This window comes from Streptomyces sp. NEAU-sy36 (assembly GCF_013423905.1).
GTDB classification, from domain to species: domain Bacteria; phylum Actinomycetota; class Actinomycetes; order Streptomycetales; family Streptomycetaceae; genus Streptomyces; species Streptomyces misionensis.
On sequence record NZ_CP058977.1, the window covers coordinates 6,109,868 to 6,132,234 of the forward strand.

Annotated in this window: 19 protein-coding genes; 10 read left to right on the forward strand and 9 right to left on the reverse strand. The window is 74.9% G+C overall.

Annotation, left to right across the window (positions count from 1 at the left end):
* The first annotated feature begins 1 nt into the window (after window position 1).
* From HZZ00_RS26735 to HZZ00_RS26745, 3 genes are read left to right on the forward strand one after another with little or no spacing between them, the layout of a single operon-like run.
* Window positions 2–781, forward strand: a complete 780-nt coding sequence (locus HZZ00_RS26735) for an ABC transporter ATP-binding protein (protein ID WP_180328843.1) — start codon at window positions 2–4, stop codon at window positions 779–781.
* A complete protein-coding gene (locus HZZ00_RS26740; RefSeq protein WP_180328844.1) occupies window positions 768–1,667 on the forward strand; it encodes an ABC transporter permease in 900 nt (299 codons plus the stop codon). The genes HZZ00_RS26735 and HZZ00_RS26740 overlap by 14 nt, the downstream gene beginning before the upstream one ends.
* 5 nt (window positions 1,668–1,672) lie before the next feature.
* Entirely contained in the window at window positions 1,673–2,410 is a 738-nt protein-coding gene (locus HZZ00_RS26745) for a sirohydrochlorin chelatase (RefSeq protein WP_180328845.1), read from the forward strand.
* A 37-nt stretch (window positions 2,411–2,447) separates the two neighbouring features.
* Here HZZ00_RS26745 and HZZ00_RS26750 read toward each other — a convergent pair whose 3' ends face one another.
* The 3 genes from HZZ00_RS26750 to HZZ00_RS26760 form a co-directional block, all read right to left on the reverse strand.
* Entirely contained in the window at window positions 2,448–2,771 is a 324-nt protein-coding gene (locus tag HZZ00_RS26750; RefSeq protein WP_180328846.1) for a hypothetical protein, read from the reverse strand.
* 469 nt (window positions 2,772–3,240) lie between these two features.
* Window positions 3,241–4,257: a ketopantoate reductase family protein gene (locus HZZ00_RS26755; protein ID WP_180328847.1), complete on the reverse strand. Its 1,017-nt coding sequence runs from the start codon at window positions 4,255–4,257 to the stop codon at window positions 3,241–3,243.
* Between the two features lie 21 nt (window positions 4,258–4,278).
* Window positions 4,279–4,770: a DUF1697 domain-containing protein gene (locus tag HZZ00_RS26760; RefSeq protein WP_257586010.1), complete on the reverse strand. Its 492-nt coding sequence runs from the start codon at window positions 4,768–4,770 to the stop codon at window positions 4,279–4,281.
* A 351-nt stretch (window positions 4,771–5,121) separates the two neighbouring features.
* Here HZZ00_RS26760 and HZZ00_RS26765 point away from each other — a divergent pair, with 351 nt between their 5' ends.
* Window positions 5,122–5,985 (forward strand): phosphotransferase enzyme family protein, encoded by an 864-nt coding sequence (locus tag HZZ00_RS26765; RefSeq protein ID WP_180328849.1) that lies wholly within the window; start codon window positions 5,122–5,124, stop codon window positions 5,983–5,985.
* A 43-nt stretch (window positions 5,986–6,028) separates the two neighbouring features.
* Here HZZ00_RS26765 and HZZ00_RS26770 read toward each other — a convergent pair whose 3' ends face one another.
* On the reverse strand, window positions 6,029–6,751 hold the full coding sequence (locus HZZ00_RS26770; protein ID WP_180328850.1) for a 3'-5' exonuclease: 723 nt from the start codon (window positions 6,749–6,751) through the stop codon (window positions 6,029–6,031).
* 102 nt (window positions 6,752–6,853) lie between these two features.
* Window positions 6,854–8,092 carry an SAV2148 family HEPN domain-containing protein gene (locus tag HZZ00_RS26775; RefSeq protein WP_180333723.1) on the reverse strand — a complete coding sequence of 413 codons (1,239 nt, stop codon included), beginning with the start codon at window positions 8,090–8,092 and terminating at the stop codon, window positions 6,854–6,856.
* A gap of 400 nt (window positions 8,093–8,492) precedes the next feature.
* Between HZZ00_RS26775 and glgX the strand changes: the two genes are divergently transcribed.
* The 3 genes from glgX to HZZ00_RS26790 all read left to right on the forward strand — a co-directional run bounded on the left by glgX (window position 8,493) and on the right by HZZ00_RS26790 (window position 13,822).
* Window positions 8,493–10,601: a glycogen debranching protein GlgX gene (glgX, locus tag HZZ00_RS26780; protein WP_180328851.1), complete on the forward strand. Its 2,109-nt coding sequence runs from the start codon at window positions 8,493–8,495 to the stop codon at window positions 10,599–10,601.
* A 75-nt stretch (window positions 10,602–10,676) separates the two neighbouring features.
* On the forward strand, window positions 10,677–13,046 hold the full coding sequence (gene treY / locus HZZ00_RS26785; RefSeq protein ID WP_257585399.1) for a malto-oligosyltrehalose synthase: 2,370 nt from the start codon (window positions 10,677–10,679) through the stop codon (window positions 13,044–13,046).
* A gap of 92 nt (window positions 13,047–13,138) precedes the next feature.
* Complete coding sequence (locus HZZ00_RS26790) at window positions 13,139–13,822, forward strand: maleylpyruvate isomerase family mycothiol-dependent enzyme (RefSeq protein ID WP_180328852.1); 684 nt, start codon at window positions 13,139–13,141, stop codon at window positions 13,820–13,822.
* Window positions 13,823–13,957: 135 nt separating this feature from the next.
* Here HZZ00_RS26790 and HZZ00_RS26795 read toward each other — a convergent pair whose 3' ends face one another.
* The gene (locus tag HZZ00_RS26795) at window positions 13,958–14,872 is read right to left on the reverse strand and encodes a LysR family transcriptional regulator (RefSeq protein ID WP_180328853.1); all 915 of its coding nucleotides are present in this window, start codon (window positions 14,870–14,872) and stop codon (window positions 13,958–13,960) included.
* 94 nt (window positions 14,873–14,966) lie between these two features.
* On the opposite strand from HZZ00_RS26795, the gene lpdA reads away from it, so the two are divergent.
* Together lpdA and HZZ00_RS26805 are read left to right on the forward strand one after the other, a co-directional pair.
* Window positions 14,967–16,406, forward strand: a complete 1,440-nt coding sequence (lpdA, locus tag HZZ00_RS26800) for a dihydrolipoyl dehydrogenase (RefSeq protein ID WP_180333725.1) — start codon at window positions 14,967–14,969, stop codon at window positions 16,404–16,406.
* A 125-nt stretch (window positions 16,407–16,531) separates the two neighbouring features.
* Window positions 16,532–17,785, forward strand: a complete 1,254-nt coding sequence (locus tag HZZ00_RS26805; RefSeq protein WP_180328854.1) for a M14 family zinc carboxypeptidase — start codon at window positions 16,532–16,534, stop codon at window positions 17,783–17,785.
* An 8-nt stretch (window positions 17,786–17,793) separates the two neighbouring features.
* Here HZZ00_RS26805 and HZZ00_RS26810 read toward each other — a convergent pair whose 3' ends face one another.
* Window positions 17,794–18,201, reverse strand: a complete 408-nt coding sequence (locus HZZ00_RS26810) for an SSI family serine proteinase inhibitor (RefSeq protein WP_180328855.1) — start codon at window positions 18,199–18,201, stop codon at window positions 17,794–17,796.
* A gap of 84 nt (window positions 18,202–18,285) precedes the next feature.
* Complete coding sequence (locus HZZ00_RS26815) at window positions 18,286–18,855, reverse strand: DUF1707 and FHA domain-containing protein (RefSeq protein WP_180328856.1); 570 nt, start codon at window positions 18,853–18,855, stop codon at window positions 18,286–18,288.
* Between the two features lie 201 nt (window positions 18,856–19,056).
* On the opposite strand from HZZ00_RS26815, the gene treZ reads away from it, so the two are divergent.
* Window positions 19,057–20,802: a malto-oligosyltrehalose trehalohydrolase gene (gene treZ / locus HZZ00_RS26820; protein ID WP_180328857.1), complete on the forward strand. Its 1,746-nt coding sequence runs from the start codon at window positions 19,057–19,059 to the stop codon at window positions 20,800–20,802.
* A gap of 318 nt (window positions 20,803–21,120) precedes the next feature.
* Here treZ and HZZ00_RS38815 read toward each other — a convergent pair whose 3' ends face one another.
* Window positions 21,121–22,359: a hypothetical protein gene (locus tag HZZ00_RS38815; RefSeq protein ID WP_257585403.1), complete on the reverse strand. Its 1,239-nt coding sequence runs from the start codon at window positions 22,357–22,359 to the stop codon at window positions 21,121–21,123.
* Between the last annotated feature and the right edge of the window lie 8 nt (window positions 22,360–22,367).

Genomic DNA, 22,367 nt, shown 5'->3' on the forward strand with positions numbered 1-22,367 from the left:
CATGGCCACGACCCTCGCCAAGGCCGCGCGGTCGGTGGAGTACGCCGCACGCCTTGAGCATGTCTCGAAGTCCTTCGCCACACCGGGCGGGCCCCAGCTCGTCCTGGACGACATCGGCATCGATGTCGCACCCGGCGAGTTCGTCACCCTCCTGGGTGCCTCGGGCTGCGGAAAGTCCACGCTGCTCAACCTGGTGGCGGGCCTGGACAAGCCCACCGCGGGCACCATCCACACCGACGGCCGCCCCGCGCTGATGTTCCAGGAACACGCCCTGTTCCCCTGGCTGACCGCCGGCAAGAACATCGAACTCGCCCTCCGGCTCAGGGGGGTCCCCCGCCCGGAGCGGCGCGGCAAGGCCGAGGAACTGCTCGAACTCGTCCGGCTGAAGGGCGCGTACGGCAAGCGCGTGCACGAGCTGTCCGGCGGCATGCGCCAGCGGGTCGCGATGGCCCGGGCGCTGGCGCAGGAGAGCCGGCTGCTGCTGATGGACGAGCCGTTCGCGGCCCTGGACGCCATCACGCGGGACGTGCTGCACGACGAGCTGACCCGGATCTGGTCGGAGACCGGAGTGTCGGTGCTGTTCGTGACGCACAACGTGCGCGAGGCGGTGCGGCTCGCCCAGCGGGTCGTCCTGCTCTCCTCCCGGCCCGGCCGCATCGCCCGGGAATGGGAGGTCGGCATCCCGCATCCGCGGCGCATCGAGGACGCGCCGGTGGCGGAGCTGTCCCTGGAGATCACCGAAGTCCTGCGTGGGGAGATCCGCCGTCATGGTCAGCAGTGAAACGACGACCGGTCCCGCGACGACCGGTCCCGCGACGGACAGCGTGGGGGCGGGCCTCGACGCGCTGGAGACGACCCAGTCGCGCCGTACGCCGTTCCGCAAGACCCTCGTCGACAAGATCGTCCCGCCTGTCGCCGCGGTCGTCGTGGTGCTGGTGGTGTGGCAGGGCCTGATCACCCTGAAGATCGTGGACGATCCGACCAAGCTGCCCACGCCGGGCGCGGTCTGGGGCGCCTTCCGCGACGACTGGCTCCAGGGCAAGCTGCTCGGCTACATCTGGACCTCCGTCTCCCGGGGCCTGCTCGGCTTCTGCCTCGCGCTCCTGATCGGCACCCCGCTGGGGCTGCTGGTGGCGCGGGTCAGGTTCGTGCGCGCGGCGATCGGGCCGGTGCTGTCCGGGCTCCAGTCGCTGCCGTCGGTGGCCTGGGTGCCGCCCGCGGTGATCTGGCTGGGCCTGAACAACTCCATGATGTACACGGTGATCCTGCTCGGCGCGGTGCCGTCGATCGCCAACGGGCTGGTCTCCGGCGTGGACCAGGTCTCCCCGCTGTTCCTGCGCGCGGGCCGCACGCTGGGCGCCACCGGTGTCAGGGGCACCTGGCATATCACCCTGCCGGCGGCCCTGCCCGGCTATGTGGCCGGCATGAAGCAGGGCTGGGCGTTCTCCTGGCGCTCCCTGATGGCCGCGGAGATCATCGCCAGTTTCCCCGATCTGGGCACCGGCCTCGGCCAGTTGCTGGAGAACGCGCGCACCGCCAGCGACATGGCGATGGTGTTCGAGGCCATCCTGCTGATCCTGTTCGTCGGCATCGCGATCGACCTGCTGATCTTCAGTCCGCTGGAGCGGTGGGTGCTGCGCAGCCGCGGGCTGCTGGTGAGGGGCTGACCGGCGTGAACGGGCCCGTGCTCCTCGTCATCGCCCACGGCAGCCGCGACCCGCGGCACGCCCGGACCGTGCACGCCCTGGTGGAGCGGGTGCGGTCGCAGCGGCCCGGGCTGCGCGTGGAGACCGGCTTCCTGGACTTCAACGTGCCCTCGGTGCAGGGCGTGCTGGGGTCCCTGGCGGCGGAGGGGGTCCGGGACGTGGTGGCCCTGCCGCTGCTGCTGACCCGTGCCTTCCACGCCAAGGCCGACATCCCGGCGGTGCTGCGGCAGGCGCCCGCGCGGTTGCGCGTCCGGCAGGCGGAGGTGCTCGGCCCGTCGCCGCTGCTGCTCGCGGCGCTGGAGCGGCGCCTGTACGAGGCCGGGCTGTCCCCGGCCGACAAGTCCTCGACCGGGGTCGTACTGGCCTCGGCGGGGTCCAGCGACCCGGAGGCGATCGCGGTGATCGCCGACATCGCGCGGGAGTGGTGGCACACCGGTTGGTGCGCCGTGCGGCCCGCGTTCGCCTCCGCCTCCCTGCCGCGCACCGAGGACGCCGTGCGCGAACTGCGCGTGCTCGGCTGCGCCCGCGTGGCCGTCGCGCCGTACGTGCTGGCCCCCGGCTTCCTGCCGGACCGCATCGCGCGCGGCGCCGCCGGTGCGGACGTGCTCGCCGAGGTGCTGGGTCCCGCACCGGAGGTGGCGCGGCTGCTGCTGCACCGGTACGACGCCGCCTGCCGGCCGGCGCTCCGGGTGCTGGGCGCCTGAGGGGCACCGCCGAGGCGCGCACCGCGCCGGCCGGCGGTCACAGCCCGAGGGCCTGCACCAGCTGCCGGGTGTAGGCGAGGCTGGCGGTGCCGGCCGATGCCCCGATGCAGATGTCGTCCAGCGCGGAACGGATGCGGCCGCGGTTGGGCGGCAGCCCGTCGTCGGCGGACTCCGCGAACGCCGCCTCGATGATCTGGCCCTGGCGGACGAGCCCCGGGCACTCCCTGCGCAGCGCCTCGGTGAGCCGGGCGGAGACGGCGATCAGGGCCTCCAGGGGCGGGGTGCCGTGCGTCAGGTCGAGGGCGACGAACTCGCCGTACTGTCCGGGACCGTTGACGTGTCCGTAGTCATAGGTGCTCATGTCCAGTCCTCGCTCGTGGATCGGAGGTGACGTTGCCGGCCGTCCGGGCGGGCGCCGCGGCCCGGTGGCGCGGCGCCCGCCCGCTGCGACGGCGAACGCGCCGAGTAGGCCGAAAATCGCCGCTCGTTCGGGCGACCGGTGTCGGTTGACCGGGCCGGGCGCGCAAGCGGAACCGCGCGCGCGTGCTCCGGCGCGGGCCCCGGGCCGCCCGGCGTGGCTCCAACCCTAGGCATGCGGGCTGGACTTGTCGCGAAGTTCGCGGAGCCCGGCCCCTTCCGGGCCAGGCCGTGGTAAAAGCCGCCACGGTCCGGCGTTCCCCTGCGACGTCGGACCGCGACGGCTCTTCGTTCTGCGTCCCGGACGGCCCCGATGTCACAGGGGAGGATCAAGGAGGCGCGCCGCGGGGGCGGTTATCGGCCATCCGTGCGCCGGCTCACCCGGGCTCCGGTTACGGCGAAGCGGAAACGGGTCAGCAGGCCCGCCGCTCGGCCTCGTCGGCCATGCGGACCAGATCGGCGATCGGCAGGGAGCCCGCGGGCCGGCGCTCGCGGGCGAAGGCGTCGGCGAGGCGCTGGAGGAGTTCGTTCAGCGGGGTGGGCACGCCGTGCAGCCGGCCGAGGAGGACGATCTCGCCGTTGAGGTAGTCCGCCTCGATACTGCCGGTGCCGCGGACGAGGGACTGCCAGGAGGAGCCGCCGCCGCGCGGGGCGCCCTCCAGCGGGACCAGGGTCACCTTGTCGCCACGGGCCGCGCGCTGCTCCTCGGCGCTCGCCCAGGCGATCCCGGCGGCCGCCAGCACGGCCTCCCCCTCGGCCCGTACCCGCGCGGACAGCGCCTTGGCGGCCTCGGACCTGCCGGGCCCGCTCACGGCCTCCTGGGCGTTGGCCAGATTGGCGAGCAGCTTGGCGTACTGCCAGCGGGCCACGTCCGGCACGACCGGCGCCTCGAAGCGGGCGTCCGCGAGGTCGGCGGCGACGCTCCGGGCGGTGTCGTCGGTGCCGTGCGGGGCGCGGCCCAGGTGCAGCACGCCGGTCAGCGGGGAGCCGGCGGCGGAGACGACACCGGGTTCCACGAAGGTGGCGGGCAGCCAGACGCAGACGCCGTAGACCCGCCGGAAGCGGCGCAGCGCGAGCCGGGGGCCCTCCACGCCGTTCTGGAGGCAGAACAGCGGCAGCCGCTCACCGGCGGTGCCGCCCCCGGCCACCGGGACGCCGGCCCAGGTGTCCAGGGCGGCCACGGTGTCCTGGGTCTTCACGGCGAGCAGCAGCACGTCGTCGGCCCGCAGCGCGCCGAGCGGCTCCGGGCCCGCGACGGCCGGCAATCGGTGCCTCAGCTCCCCCTCGGGGACGCGCAGGCGCAGCCCGTGCTCGCCGAGCGCCGTCAACTGGGTGCCGCGGGCGACGAGCACGACCTCGCGGCCGGCCTGGGCCAGCCGGCCGCCGACGGCGCCGCCGACCGCGCCCGCCCCGATCACGATGTAGCGCATCGGCCGACCCCTCGTCCGTGTTCAGGTCGCCGGCGTGGTCAGCTCGACCAGCTTGACCACGGTGTTCCAGTTCCGGCTGGTGGCGATCAGGCCCTTGGTGGCGCGCGGCCGGCTCAGCGCCTCGGCGAGCTTGGAGCGGCCGAGGCCGTCGGGGGCGTACAGGTACAGGCAGCGGTCGCCGAGGCGGAACTCCTCGGGGAGATGGGCTGCTTGGTCGATGTGCGCGTAGCGGTCGGGGGTGACGGGCGCGGAGAAGTAGGTGACGTGCAGTTGCCGGGCCGCCAGGCCGGCGGCCGGGAAGGGGCAGGCGCGGGCCACTTCGGCCAGGTAGGCGTGGTCGCGCACCAGGACGTCCACCGCGAACCCGAAGCGCTCCTCGATCGCGCCGGCCAGCTCCGCCGCGAGGGTGTCCTCGTCGCCGTGGTCGGCGGTGAACACCGCCTGGCCGCTCTGCAGATGGGTGCGGACGCCGGTGTGGCCGAGGCCGCCGAGCAGGGCGCGCAGGTCGGCCATGGGGAGCCTCCGGTTGCCGCCGACGTTGATCCCGCGCAACAGCGCCGCATAGGTGGTCACCCGGTCAGCTTAGAACGGCCGTCGTGCCCCGTGGGGGCGGGCACGACGGCCGGGGCCCGTGCTTCGCCCGGGCTGCGCGAAACTCTGCCGGTTCAACGGGGTCGGGATCAACCTCTGCACGCGGCTGTGACTTGTTCAACAAGCTTTCGTAATCACAAAGTGGATCTCTGGCGGCGGAACGGACATCCCCCGCCGCGCGTGCGGGCCCGGCCAGGGCGAATGGGAGACTGGCCGGGGGAAACGGCAGCCGCCGGGACCCCGTACGACGGCTCGGGAGACGGAGGCACGACGATGGACGAGGCACGGGCGCGGGAGGTGCTGGCCGCGGCCCGGGTGCCGACGGTCGCGGCCGGGGACGCGCGGCTGCTCGCGCTCGGCGAGAACGCGGTGTTCGCCGCCGGTGACCTGGTGGTCAAGGTGGGCCGGGACGCCGAGCTGCTGGAGCGGGCCCGGCGCGAGCTGGCCATCGCCGGGTGGCTGGCCGAGGCGGGCGTGCCCGCGGTACGGGCGGCCGAGCCGGAGCCGCGTCTGGTGGGCGGTCACCCGGTGACCGTGTGGCACCGGCTGCCCGATGCCGAGCGGCCCGCCGAGCCCAGGGACCTGGCCGAGCTGCTGCGGGTCGTGCACGCCCTGCCCGCCGCGCCGTTCGCGCTGCCGCGCCGGGAACTGCTCGGCGGGGTGGAGCGCTGGCTGCGGCTGGCGGGTACGGCGATCGACCCCGAGGACGCGGCGTATCTGCGCGAGCGCCGGGACGGCTTCGCGGCGGCCGCGGCCGCGCTGACGCCCCGTCTGACGCCGGGCCCGATCCACGGCGACGCGCTGCCCCGCAATGTGCACATCGGTCCGCACGGGCCGGTCCTGATGGACCTGGAGACCTTCTCGGCCGACCTGCGCGAGCACGACCTGGTGGTCATGGCGCTGTCCCGCGACCGGTACGGGCTGCCGGCCGAGGCGTACGACGCGTTCACCGGGACCTACGGCTGGGACGTGCGCGAGTGGGAGGGGTGCTCGGTGCTGCGCGGCGCCCGCGAGACGGCCAGCTGTGCCTGGGTGGCCCAGCACGCGCCGAGCAACCCCAAGGCGCTGGCGGAGTTCCGCCGCCGGGTGGCCTCGCTGCGGGACGGGGACGAGTCGGTGCGCTGGTACCCCTTCTGAGCACCGCGCCGAACCGCCCTGCCACACCCCCGCGGACGCCCCGTCACACCGCCTCGGGCGACAGCTCCCGCAGCGGCCACGCGCCGTCCACCACCGCCGCCGCGTCCCCCTTGCGGCGCAGGAAGGCCTGGAAGTCCGCCGCCCACTGCGCGTACCACTCGATCTGCCTGCGGTGCAGTTCCGCGGGGCCGAGGGCGGCGATCTTCGGGTGGCGGTCGGCTATCGCGGTGGCCAGGCGGGCCGCGGCGAGGGCGTCGGCCGAGGCGTTGTGCGCCGCGTCCAGGACGACGCCGTACTCGGCGCACACCGCCTCCAGGTTCCGCTTGCGGCGGCGGTAGCGGTCGGCCCAGCGGTCGATCGTGTACGGGTCCACGACGGGGGCCGGGGCGATGCCGCCGAGGCGGTCGGAGAGCGACGGCAGTCCGTGGCGGCGCAGTTCGGCGGAGAGCAGGGTCAGGTCGAAGGCCGCGTTGTAGGCGACGACGGGGACGCCCGCCGTCCAGTAGGACACCAGGGCGCGGGCGATGGCGTCGGCCACCCGGTCGGCCGGTTCGCCCTCGGCCGCCGCGCGTTCGTTGCTGATGCCGTGCACGGCGACCGCGTCGGCCGGGATCTCCACGCCCGGGTCGGCCAGCCACTCCCGGTGTCCCAGCCGTTCGCCGGCCCTGACCTCGATCACCGCGCCGCTGACGATGCGCGCCTCGCGCGGATCCGTGCCGGTCGTCTCCAGGTCGAAACCGATCAGCAGCTCCCGGTGCCAGCCCATGGGTGGCCCCCCTTCTTGACGGTGCGTTCCCCCAGTGGTCTCCACCTTCGCACGCGCCACTGACAACCAGAGGACCGCGTTCCGCTTCTCGCCGGGGACGGTTCAGGACACCGGGCGCGAATCGGCCCAGGCCAGCTCGAATTCCTCACGGTATGTCGGGAACAGCCCGGCTTCGCCCTCGTCGTCCGACTTGACCAGGCGGCTGCCGTTGCGCAGCACCAGCACGGGGGACTCCATGCCGCGCGCCCCGCGCAGATAGGACTGCACCACGGCGACGCCGTCGGCACCGTCGCCGTCCACCAGGTAGGCGGTGAAGCGGGGCGTCTCGTCGTAGACCTGGATCTCGAAGGCGCCCGGGTCGCGCAGCCGGGAGCGCACCCGGCGCATGTGCAGGATGTTCATCTCGACCGAGCGGCTGAGTTCGCCGCGCTTCATGCCGAGTTCGCGCTCGCGGCGTTTGACCGAGCTGGAGGCGGGGTTGAGGAAGAGCAGCCGCACCCGGCAGCCGGACTCGGCGAGCCGGACCAGGCGCCGCCCGGAGAAGTTCTGCACCAGCAGGTTGAGGCCGATGCCGATGGCGTCGAGGCGCCGGGCGCCGCCGAAGATGTCCTCGGCCGGGAACTGGCGCATCAGCCGCACCCGGTCGGAGTGCACGGCGACCACGTCCGCGTACCGGTCGCCGACCAGGTCCTCCACCGCGTCGACCGGCAGCCGGCGCGCGGAGGGCACGTCGCCGCCCGCGCCGAGCATCTCCAGGAGCCGGGCCGAGGCGCGCTCCGCCTGGCCGAGCACCGCCTCGGACAGGGCCCGGTTGCGGGAGACGACGTTGCGGGTCACCTCCAGCTCGTCCAGGGCGAGTTCGAGGTCGCGGCGCTCGTCGAAGTACGGCTCGAAGCAGGGCCAGTGCTGCACCATCAGTTCGCGCAGCTGCGGCAGCGTCAGGAAACTGAGCACGTTGTCGTCGGCCGGGTCGAGCAGGTAGCCCTTGCGGCGGCTGACCTCGCGGACGGCGACCGCGCGCTGCACCCACTCCTGCCCGGCCGGTCCGGCGGCGGCGACCACCCACTCATCGCCGTGCACGGGCTCGTAGACCGGCCGCAGGACGGCCGCGACGACCGACCGCAGCCGCTGCTCCACCAGGTTCAGCCAGATGTAGGCCCGGCCGGCCCGCTGGGCGCGGGTGCGCACCTCGTGCCAGGCGTCGGCGTCCCAGTCCAGCTCCGGTCCGATGGAACCCGCGTCCATCGGCCGTGCCAGCGACACCGCGCCGGGCGGGACGTCCGCGGAGTTCCCCTCGTGACCCTCGTCACCAGGGGGCAGCTCCAGCCCTCCCGAGCCCACCCGTGCACCGCCTTCCACTTCCGGGCCTCTCCCGTCTCAACGATCAAGGAAGGGTACTCCGGTAGCACCGCGCGCTGCAGCCGGATGGACAGGTCGGTCCCCCGGCTGCTTCGCTCAACTGCTTGGGGTTTCCGGGCCGTTCCGCCCCGGCGGGGCACCGGGAGTGAGCGGTTTCATAGCGGGGGCTCCCGGGGCGCACCCGGCCGGGCCACCGGCGCCCCCGGCCGCCGATGTGCCGTGCCCGCCCACGGCCCCCGCTCCCGGCGCGCCCCGCCCTGCCCCACCCGGTCCGGCCGCGCCCCTCACACCCGTTCCCGTTTTCGGGGAGACTTCCTGCCGTCAGGGGGACTCGTGGCGCAACGCGGCCCGGACGGGCCGCACAGCTGGGAGAGTCGTGTCCATGCAGGTCTGGCCTGGAGAGGCATATCCGCTCGGCGCCACCTATGACGGCGCCGGTACCAACTTCGCGGTCTTCACGGAGGCCGCGGATCGAGTAGAGCTGTGTCTGCTGCACGACGACGGCTCGGAGACGGCGGTGGAACTGCGCGAGAGCGACGCGTTCGTGCGGCACGCGTACGTGCCGGGGGTGATGCCCGGGCAGCGGTACGGCTTCCGGGTGCACGGCCCGTACGACCCCGGGCGCGGGCTGCGCTGCAACTCGGCGAAGCTGCTGCTCGACCCGTACGCGAAGGCGATCGGCGGCCGCATCCGCTGGGGCGAGGAGGTGTACGGCCACCACTTCGACGCGCCCGAGCGGCGCAACGACCTGGACTCGGCGCCGCACACCATGTCCTCGGTGGTGATCAACCCGTACTTCGACTGGGGCGACGACCGGCCGCCGCGCACCGAGTACCACCACACGGTGATCTACGAGGCGCACGTCAAGGGCCTGACCATGCGTCACCCGGACATCCCGGAGGAGCTGCGCGGCACGTACGCGGGGCTCGCCCACCCGGCACTGATCGAACACCTGACCAAGCTGGGCGTGACGGCCCTCGAACTGATGCCCGTGCACCAGTTCGTGAACGACCACCGGCTGGTGGACCTGGGCCTGAGCAACTACTGGGGCTACAACACCATCGGCTTCTTCGCCCCGCACAACGCGTACGCCTCCTGGGGCGACCGCGGCCAGCAGGTGCTGGAGTTCAAGTCGGCGGTCCGCGCCCTGCACGAGGCCGGGATCGAGGTCATCCTGGACGTCGTCTACAACCACACCGCCGAGGGCAACCACCTGGGCCCCACCCTGTCGTTCAAGGGCATCGACAACCCGTCGTACTACCGGCTGGCGGACGACCCCCGCTACTACACGGACACCACGGGCACCGGGAACTCGCTGCTGATGCGGTCCCCGCACGTGCTCCAGATGATCATGGACTCGCTGCGCTACTGGGTCACCGAGATGCACGTCGACGGCTTCCGCTTCGACCTCGCCGCCACCCTGGCCCGGCAGTTCCACGAGGTGGACCGGCTGTCCTCGTTCTTCGACCTGGTGCAGCAGGACCCGGTGGTCTCCCAGGTGAAGCTGATCGCCGAGCCCTGGGACGTGGGCGAGGGCGGCTACCAGGTGGGCAACTTCCCGCCGCTGTGGACGGAGTGGAACGGCAAGTACCGGGACACGGTGCGGGACCTGTGGCGGGGCGAGCCGCGCACGCTCGGGGAGTTCGCCTCCCGGCTGACCGGCTCCTCCGACCTCTACCAGGACGACGGCCGCCGCCCGCTCGCCTCCATCAACTTCGTCACCTGCCACGACGGCTTCACCCTGCACGACCTGGTGTCGTACGACGACAAGCACAACGAGGCCAACGGCGAGGACAACCGGGACGGCGAGAGCCACAACCGGTCCTGGAACTGCGGGACGGAGGGCGACACCGACGATCCCGCCGTCCTGGCGCTGCGCGCCCGGCAGATGCGGAACTTCGCGGCCACGCTGATGCTGTCCCAGGGCGTGCCGATGATCAGCCACGGCGACGAGTTCGCCCGCACCCAGCGCGGCAACAACAACGCCTACTGCCAGGACAACGAGCTGAGCTGGCTCGACTGGCCGGAAGACGGCGGCGAGCTGCTGGAGTTCTGGCGCACGATGGTGTGGCTGCGGCGCGACCACCCGGTGCTGCGCCGGCGCCGCTTCTTCCACGGCCGTCCGGTCGAGGGCACCCACGACGAGCTGTCCGACATCGCCTGGTTCACCCCCGAGGGCGAGGAGATGACCCAGCGGGACTGGCAGTCGGCGCGGGCCTTGGCGCTCACGGTGTTCCTCAACGGCAACGCGATCTCCGAGCCGGGGCCGCGCGGCGAGCGGATCACCGACGACTCCTTCCTGCTGATGTTCAACGCCTCCCCGCAGCCGCTGGACTTCCTGGTGCCGGTGAACCACGGCCGGCAGTGGCAGGTGGTGGTGGACACGGCCCGGCCGCAGGGGGTGCCGCCAGGCTCGGGGGCGAAGGCGGGGGCGGGCGACCGGCTGCGGCTGACGGACCGCAGCCTCACGGTGCTGCGGCGCCCGGGGTAGCCCGAGCGGGCGACCCGATCCGCCGGTCGGCCCGGCGGCGGTGACAGGGAAGGCGGGATGGGTACCTAGGTACCCATGACCTCAGCGCGACCCGGACCGGAGGTGCCCACGGCCACCTACCGGCTCCAGCTCCAGCCCGCCTTCCCGTTCTCCGCCGCCGCGGCGGCCGTCCCGTACCTCGCCTCGCTCGGCGTGTCGCACCTGCACCTGTCACCGGTCCTGGAGGCCGTACCGGGCTCCACGCACGGCTACGACGTCGTGGACCACTCCCGGGTGCGCGCGGAACTCGGCGGGGAGGAGGGGCTGCGGGCGCTGTCCGGTACCGCCCGGGAGCACGGTCTGGGCCTGGTGCTGGACATCGTGCCCAACCACATGGCGCTGGCGCCCCGGCACAACCAGGCCCTGTGGGAGGTGCTGCGCGAGGGGCCGCGGTCGCCGTACGCGCGCTGGTTCGACATCGACTGGGCGGCCGGGGACGGGCGGGTGCTGCTGCCGGTGCTGGGCGGACCGCTCGGCACGCAGCTGGAGCACCTGACCGTCGACGGCGACGTCCTGCGCTGCCACGACCACGTGCTGCCGCTGCGCGCCGGCACCGCGCGGCTGCCGCTGCCCGAGCTGCTGGACGCCCAGTGGTACCGCCCGGTGTGGTGGCGGCTGGCCCGCACGGAGCTGAACTACCGGCGGTTCTTCAGCATCTCGGAGCTGATCGGGGTGCGGGTGGAGGACCCCGAGGTGTTCGAGGCCACCCACGGCAAGGTCCTCCAGCTGCTGACGGAGGGCGTGGTGGACGGGCTGCGCGTGGACCACCCGGACGGCCTCGCCGACCCCGACGGCTATCTCGCGCGGCTGCACGAGGCGACCGGCGGGCGCTGGACGGTGGTGGAGAAGATCCTCGCCGACGGCGAACACCTGCCCCCCTCCTGGCCGGTCGCGGGCACCACCGGCTACGACGCCCTGCGCCAGGTCGACGGCCTGTTCACGGACCCGGACGGCGCGGTGGAACTCCTCGCCGAGTACCGGGACTTCGCGGCTCCGCAGCCGGACCGCGGCGGGGTGTGGGACGCCACGGTACGGCGGGCCGCCTACAAGGTGCTCACACACGAACTCGCCACCGAGACCGACCGGCTCACCCGGGTCGCCGCCCGGCTGTGCGCCACCTCGCCGGACCTGGCGCTGCGCGACCGGGCGCCCTGGGCGCTGCGCACGGCCCTGGAGGAGCTGCTGGTCCGCATGCGGGTCTACCGGCCCTACGCGTCCGGCGACGCGGCCCTCGCGATCACCGAGGAGGCCGCCGAGGAGGCCCGGCTCGCCTTCGTGGTGCCGGAGGAGGCGGCGGCCGTCGACATCGTGCGCCGGCTGCTGGTCGAGCCGCCCGGCGACCCGGCCGCGCCGGACCACGCCGACCGGGTGGAGCTGCGCACCCGGTTCGCGCAGACCGCCTCCGCGCTGCGCGCCAAGTCGGTGGAGGACACGGCCTTCTACCGCTACGTGCCGCTGCTGTCGGCGACCGAGGTGGGCGGTGACCCGGGCCGGCCGGGGGTGTCCCCGCGCGAGTTCCACGCCTACTGCGCACGGGTGCAGCGCGACTGGCCGCTCACCGGTACGGCGGTCACCACGCACGACACCAAGCGCAGTGCCGACGTCCGCGCGGCCCTCGCGGTGCTCACCGAATGCCCGTCCCGCTGGGCGGAGCTGGTGGCCGAGGTGACCCGGGGGCAGGAGGGCGTGCCCGACGGGCAGCTGGTCTGGGCGGCCTGGCAGACGGTGTTCGGGCTGGGGCCCGCCGAGGAGGAGCGGGTGCGCGAGGCCCTGCTGAAGCATGTGCGCGAGGCGGGCATGTACACCAGCTGGACCGAGCGGGAGGCGCCGTACGAGGAGGCGGTGGCCGCCTTCGTCGCGGCCGGTCCGTGCGGGCCGCCCGGCGACCGCGTGGCCGCCTTCCGCAAGGCCCTGGAGCCGCACATCCGCGCCAACGTCCTCGGCACCGCCCTGGTCCATCTGACGATGCCGGGGGTCCCGGACGTCTACCAGGGCGCCGAGGGCGAGTTCCGGGCCCTGGTGGACCCGGACAACCGGCGCCCGGCCGCCTTCCCGCCCGTGTCACCCGGCGAGAAGAACGCGCTGACCGCCGCCGCGCTGCGGCTGCGCGCCCGCCGCCCCGACGCCTTCGGCCCCGCCGCCTCCCACACCCCGCTGCCCGCCGAGGGCCCCGCGGCGGAGCACTGCACGGCGTTCACCCGCTCCGGCGAGGTGATCACGGCCGTCACCCGCCTCTCGCTGCGGCTCGCCGAGTCGGGCGGCTGGCGGGACACCCTGCTGCCCCTGCCCCCCGGCCGCTGGACCGACGTCCTGCACCCCGAGCGCGAGTTCACCGGCCGTGTCCGGGCGGCCGACCTGTTCGCGCCCCTGCCGGTCGCGCTGCTGGAACGGAGCACGGCGGACTGACCCGCCGACGCGGCGCGGCGCACGCGTCCGCGCCGTCCGGTCCTCGATCACCACCGGGTGCCCGACCGCACCCGGTCGGTAGGGTCACCGGCATGGATCACGAACCTGTGCTCGAAGCGTTCCGCCGGGAATCGACGGCGCTGGGCGACGCGGTGTCAGGACTGTCCGAGGCGGAGTGGGGCCTGTCCACACGCTGCGTCCCCTGGACCGTGCGCGACCTGCTGGGGCACATCTGCGTCGTGATCGACTGGCTGCCGGGCATGCTCGACGCGCCCGCCCCGGACGCGGCCCGGATCTCCGCGGCGGAGTACTACCGCCCGGACGACCGCTTCTCGGCCCGGGCCAACGGCGCGCGGATCGCCCTGGCCCGGGACCGGGCGGCGCAGCCGGCCGACGGCGGTGACATCGCCGCGGACTTCACCGCGACCTGGCGACGTGTCGACCGGCTGTGCCGGGACCAGCCGCCCGGCCGCACCGTGCGGACGCGTCACGGTGACGCCATGCTCCTGTCGGAGTTCCTGCTCACCCGGGTCGTCGAGGTCGCCGTCCACGGCCTCGACCTGGCCGACGCACTCGGCCGTGCGCCCTGGCTCACCCCGTCGGCCGGCGACGCCGTGCTGGAACTGCTCCTCGGCCCGGAGCAGGCGGCCGCCACCGGGACACTGGGCTGGAGCCGGGCGCGTTTCCTGCGCAAGGCCACCGGCCGCGAGCCGCTGGACGAGACGGAGAGCGCCCGGGTCGGACAACTCGGCATCCGGTGGCTCGCCCTGGGCTGACCGCCGCTCGCCGGGCGACCGGCACACCGCGCGCGGACGGCCGGAGCCACGCGTGCGCCCACGGACGCCCGGACCGGCGCCCCGGCCGTCACCGCCGGGCTCGCTGTGCCCGGACGGTCGCGCCGCCGGCCTGGATCACGCGGGGCCGGACCGCTGCGGAAGCCCGCTCACGCTGGGCCAGACGGCCCGCAGCAACGCGACGAAGGCCTCGGCGGCCCCGGTGGGCGGCACCCGCGCGTAGACGGCGAGCGGGCGCCGCCAGACCGGGTCGGGCGTGAGCACGACGCAGTCCTCGCCGACCGCGCCGCGCACGATGTGGGAGGCCGCGGCGCACACCCCGACCCCGGCGGCCGCCATCCGTACCGCCGTGGACGCCTGCTCGGTCCACACCGCCGTCCGGGGCGTGAACCCGGCCTGCCCGCAGGCCCAGTCGAGGAAGCGCGCGCCGTGCACCACGGGTTCCATCGCGCAGCGGACCCAGGAACGGTCCGCGAGTTCGGGCAGCGTCACCGTCGTGCGCCCCGCCAGCCGGTCGTCGAACGGCACCACCAGGACGATCTCCTCCGCCCCGATCGGCACCACGGTCCCGGGCGGCTCGACGGGCTCGGGGCCCACGGCGAGGTCGGCGGTACCGCGCCGCACGGCCTCCTCCAGCGCCTCCGACGTGGCGTACTCGTGCAGCCGCAGCAGGACCCTCGGATGGGCGGTGCGCCAGCGGGCGAACACGTCGGGCAGGGCGCCGACGGCGATGGAGTGCAGGGCGGCGACGTGCAGTTCGCCGCCCTCGGCCCCGGCGGCGGCGCGGGCCGCGCGACGGGCCTGCGCGGCGCTGCGGACGGCGAGTTCGGCGTGCGGAAGGAAGGCGCGGCCCATCGGGGTGAGCCGCACGCCCCGGGGCAGCCGCTCCAGCAGCGCCCCGCCGACCGCCTTCTCCAGCGCCTTGATCTGGTGCGAGAGGGCGGGCTGGGTGACGTGCAGGGCGTCCGCCGCGCGCGTGAAGGACGCCTCCTGGACGACCGTCACGAAGTACTCCATCTGCCGCAGGCTCAACTCCCCGCCCTCCCATGAGCGTTCTGCATGGATTCCACAAGAACATTGCCTTGGACGCATGGCAAGGGACGGCCGCAGGGTGGTGACCATGAGCATGGACACAGCGGATGTGATCGTCGTCGGCGGTGGCACGGGCGGCTACGGCACCGCCCTGCGCGCCGCCGCCCTCGGCCTGGACGTCGTCCTCGTGGAGCGCGACAAGCTGGGCGGCACCTGTCTGCACCGCGGCTGCATCCCGAGCAAGGCGATGCTGCACGCCGCCGAACTGGTCGACGGCATCGCCGAGGCCCGGGAGCGGTGGGGGGTGAAGGCCACGCTGGACGACGTGGACTGGACGGCACTGGTGGCCACCCGCGACGACATCGTGCAGCGCAACCACAAGGGGGTGGCGGCGCACCTGGAGCACGCGGGCGTGCGGGTGGTGCGGGGCAGCGCCCGGCTGACGGGCCCGCGCACGGTGGAGGTGGAGGGCGCGGGACGGCCGGAGGCTCCGGCTGCCGCGCCCGGCGCGTACCGGCTCACCGCACGCCGGGGCATCGTCCTCGCCACCGGTTCGCGCCCGCGCACGCTCCCCGGGCTCGTGCCGGACGGGAGCCGGGTGGTGACCAGTGACGACGCACTGTTCGCGCCGGGGCTGCCGGGCTCCGTCCTGGTGCTCGGCGGGGGCGCGATCGGGGTGGAGTACGCCTCCTTCCACCGGTCGATGGGCGCGGAGGTCGCCCTGGTCGAGGCGGCCGAGCGGATCGTGCCGCTGGAGGACGCGGACGTGAGCCGGCATCTGACGCGCGGGCTGCGCAGGCGCGGCATCGACGTGCAGGCGGGGGCCCGGCTGCTGGACGCGGAGGTGCTGGACGGCGGGGTCCGGGCCCGGGTGCGCACCGCGCGCGGCGAGACCCGGACGCTGACCGCCGAGCGGCTGCTGGTGGCGGTCGGCCGGGTGCCGGTCACCGAGGGCCTGGACCTGGCCGCCGCGGGCCTCGCGGCGGACACGCGCGGATTCGTCGTACCGGCCGACTGGGACCGGCTGGAGACGGCCGTGCCGGGCATCCATGTCGTCGGCGATCTGCTGCCGCCGCCCTCGCTCGGCCTCGCGCACGCCTCGTTCGCGGAGGCGCTGGTGGTGGCCGAGAGCCTCGCCGGGCTGCGGCCGGCGCCGGTCGACTACGCGGCCGTGCCCCGGGTGACGTACTCCTCGCCGCAGACCGCCTCCGTGGGCCTGGGCGAGGAGGAGGCGCGGGCGCGGGGGCACGAGGTGGAGGTCAACACCATGCCGCTGACCGCCGTGGCCAAGGGGATGGTGCACGGCCGGGGCGGGATGGTGAAGGTGGTGGCGGAGGCCGGCGGCGGGCGGGTGCTCGGAGTGCACCTGGTCGGCCCCCACGTGTCGGAGATGGTCGCGGAGGGACAGCTGATCGTCGGCTGGGACGCCGAACCCGCCGACGTGGCCCGGCACGTCCACCCGCACCCGACGCTCTCCGAGGCGGTGGGCGAGGTGTTCCTGACGCTCGCGGGGCGTGGGCTGCACCAGCGGTGAGCACGGCGGATCCGGTGGCCCGTGCTCCGGTTGCCGCTTGCCCGCGGGGCATCCCGCCGGACGCTTGACAGCCACCCCGTGCCGTGCGGGACTGGGAGGGCGAAGCCGGGTGGGGCCAAACGGGGGTGAGTCTTCTGCCGGAGCTGCGCTACCCAAGCGTTCCCGAACTGGTCGCCGACGCACAGGCGTTGGCCGCCCGGGAACCCGGGCTGTGCGCGCTGCGGCAGGTGGGCCTCTCCCGGGCGGGGCGACCGCTGCACCTGCTGTCGATCGGCCACGCGCCGCGGGCGGTGCTGGTGGTGGCGGGCGCCCACGCCAACGAACCGGCCGGCGGCTCCACCCTGCGGGCGCTGGCCCGGCGGGTGCTCGCCGAGCGGGAATTGCGTGCCGGAACCTCCTGGCACTTCCTGCTCTGCGCGGACCCGGACGGCGCCGCCCTGCACGTCACCCCGGCCCCACGCAGCCTGCTCGACTACCACCTCGGCTTCTACCGGCCCACCGGCGCGGAGCAGCCGGAATGGTCGCCGTCCGTGCTGCCCCCGGACCGGCTGCCGCCCGAGACCCGCGCCCTGACCGGAGTGATAGACGAGCTGCGCCCCTACCTCCAGGTGACCTTGCACGGCACCGATCTGGGCGGCAGCTGGGTGCAGTTGACCAAGGACGTGCCCGGCCTCGCCGAACCGTTCGCCAAATCGGCGGCGCAGCTGCACATCCCGGTGGAGACGGGCGCCTCGGACGCGGCGGGCTGGCCGGCCTCGGGGCCGGGGGTGCATGTGATGCCGGGGCCGGAGACGGGCGCCGCCTACCCGAGCATGCCGGACGACGCCCGCCACAGCACCTGGTACCACGCCCATCGCTACGGCGGGCTGACCGCCGTGGTGGAGGTGCCGATGTGGGCCAGCGATCTGGTGGACGACCCCGCGCCGCACCCGGCGCCCGCGGCGGCGATGCGGCGGCTGGCCCAGCGGCTGCTGCGGGACGCGCGGGAGGTGGAGCGGGTGCTCGCCGAGGCGCTGCCCCGCCTGGACGGCGCGGACGGGCCGCTGCTGCGGGCCGCCCGGTGGGCGCTGGAGCTGATCCCGGGCCTGGCCGAGGACTGGATCCACACCCCGCCGGCCGGCACGACGATGGCGTACGTGGGCAGCGTGGACGCCTTCGGGCGGCGGCTGCCGCTGCGGGCGGCCGCGATGCTGCTGCGGGTGCTGCGGGAGAGCGACGACCGGGCGGCGCCGCGCCTGGAACGGCTCGTCGCCGCCTGGTCGGAGTCCTTCGGAGAGCGCTTCCGGGCCCGCTGGGTGCCGCTGGACCACCAGGTGGAGCACCAGTCCCGCACGGTGCTGCTGGCGGCCCAGCAGGCCCGGGAGCAGGCGGAGCGGTAGGCCGCCGGTCAGTCCCCCAGGGCGAAGACGGCACCCGTGCGCGCCCGCAGTTCGCAGGAGTTGGTGTACGTCCTGCGGAAGTCGACGGTCCGTCCGTTCCAGCGGCCGCGCGCCGTGGCGGTGACCGGGGAGTAGATCCGCGGGCAGAAGACCTTGCGGACCGGGAGGCGGTCGATGTCGCCGCGGGCCGCCGTCAGTTCGGCGCAGGCCTCGGCCGCGTACGGGTGGCCCTGGGGCGGGGCGCAGCGCAGCAGCACGTCGTGCGCGCCGCCGGCCCGGGCGCCGTCCCGGGTGACCGTGAGGTGCAACCGGTTGCCGTAGGGGTGGGACACCGCCCGGGCTGGGCCCGCGGCGAGGAGGCCGGCGACCGCCAGGACGGCGCCGGCGGTCGCTGTCGCTCTGGTGAGATACGTCATGCCCGTTGCATCGGCAGGACGCCCCGCGTGCCGCAGGGCGAGTCACCCGTTCGCACCACCGCGGCCGGACGCCGGCACGGGTGCTCAGCTCACCGCCAGCCGGTACGCCACCCGTCCGAAGGCGACCTGGTCGCCCTCGCGGACCACGATGGCGCCGATGACCCGGCGGCCGTTGACGGTGGTGCCGTTGGTGGAGCCGAGATCCCTGAGGACCCACAGACCGCCCTGGTGGCTGAGTTCGGCGTGCACCCGGGAGACGGTCTCGTGGGTCAGCCGCAGCCCGTTGCCCGGGTCGCGGCCGATGCGCAGCGGACGCAGGTGCTCCGGCCCGGGCAGCAGCAGCTTGGGCAGCCGCTCGGCCTGCCAGGCGCGGCGCAGTCGTACCGTGAAGCCGGAGACCGCCTCGACGCTGCCGAACAGCGCGCGGGAGAAACGGTTCTCGCGGGGCAGGTCGGCGACGAGGACGGCGATCTCGTCGGCATGGCGCGCGCCGAGCACCAGTTCCATGCGGCGCACGAACGTGTCGTGCGACAGCCGGCCCTTGGCGACCCCGTCCCGCAGCACCTCCAGCGCCCTCTCCCGCTCCGCGTCGGACAGCCGCGCGGACGCCGGTACGGGCGCGGAGGAGGTGGAGAACTCGAAGGACGACGTCACGCCTGTGATTGTCGGTCAGCGGACGTCGGGTGTCCAGAAAGCGGGCAACCGGCGCCCGCGCGCGGCCACTTCCGCACGGCCCGCCGGGAAACGTTCCACGACACCTGGAGGGAAAGGCCCCGATTCGAAAGCGGATTGATCGTCCGGACGGCACGATGGGGACGCGGGACATCACGGTGAGCAGACGAAGGGGAACCGTCCGTGCAGTTCGAGGTGTGGGCACCGCAGGCAGACCGAGTGACGCTCCAGTGCGAGGGCGTGGCGCACCCGTTGGAGCGCGATCCCGAGCGGGCGGGCTGGTGGAGGGGGGAGGCGGAGGCGGGCGACGGCGCGCGCTACGGGTTCGCGCTGGACGACGGTCCGGTGCTGCCCGACCCGCGCTCGCGCCGCCAGCCGGACGGCCCGGACGGGCTCAGCGCGGTCGTGGAGCACGAGCGGTACGCCTGGCGTGCCGACTGGCCGGGGCGGGCGCTGCCGGGCGCGGTGCTCTACGAGCTGCACGTGGGCACGTACACCCCCGAGGGCACCCTGGACGCGGCCGCCGCCCGTCTGGACCACCTGGCCGAACTGGACGTCACGCACGTCGAGTTGATGCCTCTGTGCCCGTTCCCGGGGCGGCACGGCTGGGGGTACGAGGGGGTGTCGCCGTGGGCGGTGCACGAGCCGTACGGCGGCCCCGAGGCGCTGAAGCGGTTCGTGGACCGGGCGCACGAGCTGGGCCTGGGCGTGATCCTGGACGTCGTGCACAACCACCTGGGGCCCTCCGGGAACCATCTCCCGCGTTTCGGGCCGTACTTCACGGACGCGTACACCACCCCGTGGGGCGCGGCGGTGAACCTGGACGCGCCCGGCTCGGACGAGGTGCGCGCGTTCCTGATCGGCAGCGCGCTGGCGTGGCTGCGGGACTACCGGCTGGACGGGCTGCGCCTGGACGCGGTGCACGCGCTGTACGACACCCGCGCCCGCCACTTCCTGGAGGAGCTGTCCGCCGCGGTGGACGGCCTCGCGGCCGAGCTGGGCCGGCCGCTGTCGCTGATCGCCGAGTCCGACCTCAACAACCCCCGGTTCATCACCCCGCGCGCGGAGCACGGGCTCGGGCTGCACGCGCAGTGGAACGACGACTTCCACCACGCCCTGCACACCGCGCTGACCGGCGAGTCCCAGGGCTACTACGCGGACTTCGCGCGGGCCCCCTTCGCCGCGCTGGCCAAGACGCTCGCCGGGGGCTACTTCCACGACGGCACCTACTCCAGCTTCCGGGGCCGGCACCACGGGCGTCCGCTGGACCGGGCGCGGGTGGCCGGGCACCGGCTGCTCGGCTACAGCCAGACCCACGACCAGGTCGGCAACCGCGCCCAGGGCGACCGGCTCTCCGCCCACCTCTCCCCCGGCCTGCTGGCGTGCGCCGCGACGCTCGTGCTGACCGCGCCGTTCACCCCGATGCTGTTCATGGGCGAGGAGTGGGCGGCCGGCACGCCCTGGCAGTTCTTCACCGACCACACCGATCCCGACCTGGCCGAGGCGGTACGGCGGGGCAGGCGGCGGGAGTTCGCGGCGCACGGGTGGGCCGAGGAGGACGTACCGGACCCGCAGGACCCGGCGACCCGGGAGCGGTCCTGCCTGGACTGGTCGGAGCCCCGGCGCCCGCCGCACGCCCGGGTGCTGGACTGGTACCGGCGGCTGATCGCACTGCGCCGCGAGCAGCCGGACCTCACCGATCCCGACCTCGCCGACACCAAGGTGGCCTACGACGAGGAGGCCCGCTGGCTGGCCTTCCGGCGCGGGGACGTCCGGGTCGCCGTCAACCTGGGCAAGGACCCGGCCGCCATCCCGCTGGGCGCCCGCCCCGCCCTGGTCCTCGCCGCGTGGGAACCGGTGGCGGCCCCGGGGCCGGACGGACTGCTCCACCTCCCCGGTGAGTCCTGCGTGGTGCTCGCCCAGCCCTAGGGTCTCTCGTTCGGCTCATGCCGGGCTCCCGGGGCCCGGCGGGCGGACCAGCCGGGTGGCGAGGCGGTAGCGGACGCGGACGCCGCGGTACTCCCGGCCGGCGGCGACCCTGTCCGGGAGATTGGTCCGCTCGCTGCGGGACGACGACTCCCGTTCGCCGGTGCCGGGGAAGCCGACGGCCGTCCGGGGCTCGTCCTCGAAGCGGAGCCGGTCACCGCGGACGGTCGCCTCGAACGAGATGTCCGGGCGCGGCGGCCGGGCGGCGCCGCGCGCGGGCGGGGAGCGGTCCGCCGCCCCGGTGACGGGGATCCCGGCCGTTCACGGCGGCTCCTCCCGCCGTCGCGCGGTGCGCCGCCTGCGGGGCGGGGCCGGGTCCTCGTCCGCGCCGTCCTCGTCGCGGGTCCGCCGGGCCCGGGCGGTACGGCCGGGTTCGGTGCGGCCGGCCTCGGTGCGGTCGCCCCGCCGGGCGGCCCGGCGCGCCGCCGACGTGGCCGTCCGGCGGGCCGCGCCGCGCTCCGCCGCGGTGGCGCTCCGTGCGGCCGCCGGCGCAGCCTCGACGGCGTCCTCGGCGGTGCCCGCGGCCCGCCGCACGGTGGTCCCCGCCTCGCCCACGGCCTCCCCGGCCCCCCTCGCGACCCGGCCGGTCTCCCGCACCGCGCCGGCCGCGCCCTCTCCGGCGCCGCTCACGACCCGGCCCGCCCCCTCGCCGACGTCCTCCACCACCCGTCCGGCCCCCTCACCGACGTCCTCGACCACCCGCCCCGCCCCGCCGCCGACGTCCTCCACCGCACGCCCCGCCCCGCCGCCGACGTCCTCGACGGCCGCGCCCGCGCCCTCCCCCACGTCCCGTACGGCGTGCCCGGCGCCGCGGCCGACCTCGTCCACCGCGGAGCCCGCGCCCCGGCCCACGTACTCGACCGCGTCCCCGGCCCCGCGTCCGATGTCCCGCACGGCGTACCCGGCGCCGTGGCCGACCTCCTCGACGGCCCGGCCCGCCCCGCTGCCGAGTTCGCCGACGGCCTGCCGGGCGCCGCCGCCGACGTCCCGTACCGCCGACCCGAGCCCGCCCGCCAGTTCCTCCAGGATCTGCGGGTTGCGGTCGAGGGTGGTGAGCACCCGGTTGATGATCAGCGCGACGTTGTCGAGCCGTACCCGGAGCTGGGCCTGTGCCTCCACGCCCGAGATGCCCAGGTGCACCCGCCCGAGGGAGACGTCGGCCCCCACGTTCAGCCTCAGCAGGTCCAGCACCTCGGCCTGGAGCGAGACGTGGGCGCGCAGGTCCTCCACGTCCAGGTCGATCTCGTCGACCCTCAGCTGCGGGACGTCCAGGAAGACATCGGGCTCCGCGTCGGCCCGGGTGCGCGGCGGCGCCGCCGCGACGTACGCGCCGGCTTCCCCGGCGTCCTCGTCGTACCACTCGGGTCCGGCGTCCCCGTCGGGTTCCCCGGTCGCGTCCTCGTCGTCCGCCTCGGGCTCCTCGACGGCTTCCTCGTCGTACTCCTCGGGCTCCTCGGGCTCCTCGACGGCTTCCTCGTCGTTCTCGGCGTCGTCGCGCATCCTCGCAC

Coding starts and splice junctions, on each gene's coding strand:
- HZZ00_RS26735 (WP_180328843.1), top strand. CDS start 2: ATGGCCACGACCCTCGCCAAGGCCGCGCGGTCGGTGGAGTACGCCGCA.
- HZZ00_RS26740 (WP_180328844.1), top strand. CDS start 768: ATGGTCAGCAGTGAAACGACGACCGGTCCCGCGACGACCGGTCCCGCG.
- HZZ00_RS26750 (WP_180328846.1), bottom strand. CDS start 2,771: ATGAGCACCTATGACTACGGACACGTCAACGGTCCCGGACAGTACGGC.
- HZZ00_RS26755 (WP_180328847.1), bottom strand. CDS start 4,257: ATGCGCTACATCGTGATCGGGGCGGGCGCGGTCGGCGGCGCCGTCGGC.
- HZZ00_RS26760 (WP_257586010.1), bottom strand. CDS start 4,770: ATGGCCGACCTGCGCGCCCTGCTCGGCGGCCTCGGCCACACCGGCGTC.
- HZZ00_RS26765 (WP_180328849.1), top strand. CDS start 5,122: ATGGACGAGGCACGGGCGCGGGAGGTGCTGGCCGCGGCCCGGGTGCCG.
- HZZ00_RS26770 (WP_180328850.1), bottom strand. CDS start 6,751: ATGGGCTGGCACCGGGAGCTGCTGATCGGTTTCGACCTGGAGACGACC.
- glgX (WP_180328851.1), top strand. CDS start 8,493: ATGCAGGTCTGGCCTGGAGAGGCATATCCGCTCGGCGCCACCTATGAC.
- treY (WP_257585399.1), top strand. CDS start 10,677: ATGACCTCAGCGCGACCCGGACCGGAGGTGCCCACGGCCACCTACCGG.
- HZZ00_RS26790 (WP_180328852.1), top strand. CDS start 13,139: ATGGATCACGAACCTGTGCTCGAAGCGTTCCGCCGGGAATCGACGGCG.
- lpdA (WP_180333725.1), top strand. CDS start 14,967: ATGGACACAGCGGATGTGATCGTCGTCGGCGGTGGCACGGGCGGCTAC.
- HZZ00_RS26810 (WP_180328855.1), bottom strand. CDS start 18,201: ATGACGTATCTCACCAGAGCGACAGCGACCGCCGGCGCCGTCCTGGCG.
- HZZ00_RS38815 (WP_257585403.1), bottom strand. CDS start 22,359: ATGCGCGACGACGCCGAGAACGACGAGGAAGCCGTCGAGGAGCCCGAG.